This is a genomic window from Methanocalculus sp., from assembly GCF_029762515.1.
Taxonomy (GTDB): domain Archaea; phylum Halobacteriota; class Methanomicrobia; order Methanomicrobiales; family Methanocorpusculaceae; genus Methanocalculus.
In genome coordinates this window covers 1-1,882 of sequence record NZ_JARVGN010000421.1, presented here as the reverse complement: position 1 = coordinate 1,882, position 1,882 = coordinate 1, and the positions used below count along the sequence as shown (strand labels likewise).

General features: G+C 56.1%; 3 protein-coding genes. 1 reads left to right on the top strand and 2 read right to left on the bottom strand.

Going from position 1 to position 1,882, the window contains the following annotated elements; genetic code table 11:
- Nucleotides 1–170 precede the first annotated feature (170 nt).
- Entirely contained in the window at nt 171–776 is a 606-nt protein-coding gene (locus tag QCH34_RS11730) for a CDP-alcohol phosphatidyltransferase family protein (RefSeq protein ID WP_300334415.1), read from the top strand.
- Here QCH34_RS11730 and QCH34_RS11725 read toward each other — a convergent pair.
- Both QCH34_RS11725 and QCH34_RS11720 read right to left on the bottom strand, forming a co-directional pair.
- Nucleotides 721–1,413 carry a hypothetical protein gene (locus QCH34_RS11725; protein ID WP_300334412.1) on the bottom strand — a complete coding sequence of 231 codons (693 nt, stop codon included), beginning with the start codon at nt 1,411–1,413 and terminating at the stop codon, nt 721–723. The genes QCH34_RS11730 and QCH34_RS11725 overlap by 56 nt on opposite strands.
- 21 nt (nt 1,414–1,434) lie before the next feature.
- Nucleotides 1,435–1,882, bottom strand: a 448-nt coding sequence (locus QCH34_RS11720; protein ID WP_300334410.1) for an SPASM domain-containing protein, incomplete at its 5' end; no start/stop codon positions are given.

Sequence of the window (1,882 nt, the reverse complement as noted above, 5' to 3'; positions counted from 1 at the left end):
ACACTCATCGAGACCCTCGAGAACCATGATCCAGAAGTGATTTATGAGTTCGAGACGACAGATACAACGAGCGAGACAGTTGCTGACTTTGTTCTGGATGTCAGGGCGGGAGATGCCTCCCCCTCACATGGCACCTGTGACTGGTCTCTCTATCTCATGAACCATATGCCATGACCCTGGATCAACTCCGCCCTCACATGACCGGGATTGTAACCCCGGTTGCAAGGCTCTCGATACGCCTCGGCCTCACCCCGAATACCTGCACGGTACTCGCACTTGTAGCGGCAATGGTTGCCGGGACTGCATTCTGGTACCGCGAGATCGGCCTCGGCGTCCTCTTTGTTGCCGTAAATGCGTTTTTTGATGCGATAGACGGTGCGATTGCCCGCGAATCCGGCTCTGCCGGTGTGAAGGGTGATTTCCTGGATCATGTGCTTGACCGGTATGCCGATATCATCATCATCATCGGGATCTTTGCCGGAGGGTTTGCCTCATGGGAGGTCGGCGTCTTCGCCCTCACCGGTGTATTGATGTCCTCATACCTTGGAACCCAGGCCCAGGCGGTCGGGGTGGGCCGGTACTATGGCGGGCTCCTCGGGAGGGCCGACCGGCTGGTTCTGATCCTGCTTGCGGGGATTGCGGATATTCTCCTCCCGGCAGGACTCTTCTCATGGACCTATCTTGGGATCATGCTCCTGCTCTTTGGCTTCCTCGGCCATATCACCGCAATCCAGCGTTTCCGTTTTGTCTGGCGGGAGCTGAACCGTTCAGAGTGATCATCGCCTGGTATATGGCGATGATCTGCTGCACCTCAAGGACGGTCCGCTCTACAATCGCCCTGGTTCTGCCGGAGTCCACCATATCCCAGACAACGCCGCCACCTGCTTTTGTCTCATCGCCGATGAACCGCTTCAGGAGATCGGTATGGGTGACCGGGTGCGGGATGGGATGGCGCTCCCTCAAATATCCGATCCCGGCTGAAGCAAGGTCGAGCACCCGGCAGCAGCAGAAGGTCTCGTAGAGATCTTTTGGGGGAGCGATCTCGTTGATGAGTGCTCGCGAGTAGAGGAAGGGGATATCAAAGGTTCCGATCCCAACACCTGCTATGATCAGATCTGCTTCGTGCCTCTCTTTTCCTTCCAGTTTCGCCCAGCATCCCTGAAAGAGAGAATAGATTGCTTCCAGAAGATCCCGCTCGGATTCATATTCCCATATCCAGTGTCCCTGTATCCCGGGTGAGTCGATCTGAAACGGGTTGCAGCAGCTGAATGCACCACCTATGAGATACACTCCCGGGAGATGCGGGTTTGCGGCAAGTGAGGGGATCCTCGGCCTGCTCCGGAGTGGTTCCGGGACATATGCCTCAAGATCGAAGAAGAGGATGGTGGTTTTTTCCGGGTTTAGTCGTGCCATGTCTCTGAAGAAATTAGCGTGTTATTCATTTTCATTGAGGAAACAGAAGGGATCTTCTGCATGGATATCTCCGCAGAGCCTGAGCGCCCGTACCCTGCATCCCCCGCCGCAGAGGGTGATATGCCGGCAATTTCCACAGTGTCCGGTAAGTGCGGGTGATGCCTCCCTGAAGATCGAGAGGACCGGATGATCAGTTGCATCCCAGATCCGGGAGAATGGCTGGTCCCTGACTGATCCGACCAGGAGCTCGTCTGCCTGTGCAAACTGGCAGGGGTAGACATTCCCCTGATGGTCGATATTGGCAACCCGTGTCCCGGCACTGCATCCGCCTTTGAGGGATGCGACAAGCTCTTCTGCCTCGGCGATATCGTCGGCATTGTCCCGTTTCATTGCAGCGAGGAGGTGGATGGCATCCTGGGGCGAATCGACGGTGAGAAATTCCATTCGTTTCGGATCTGTTTCTTTTGCC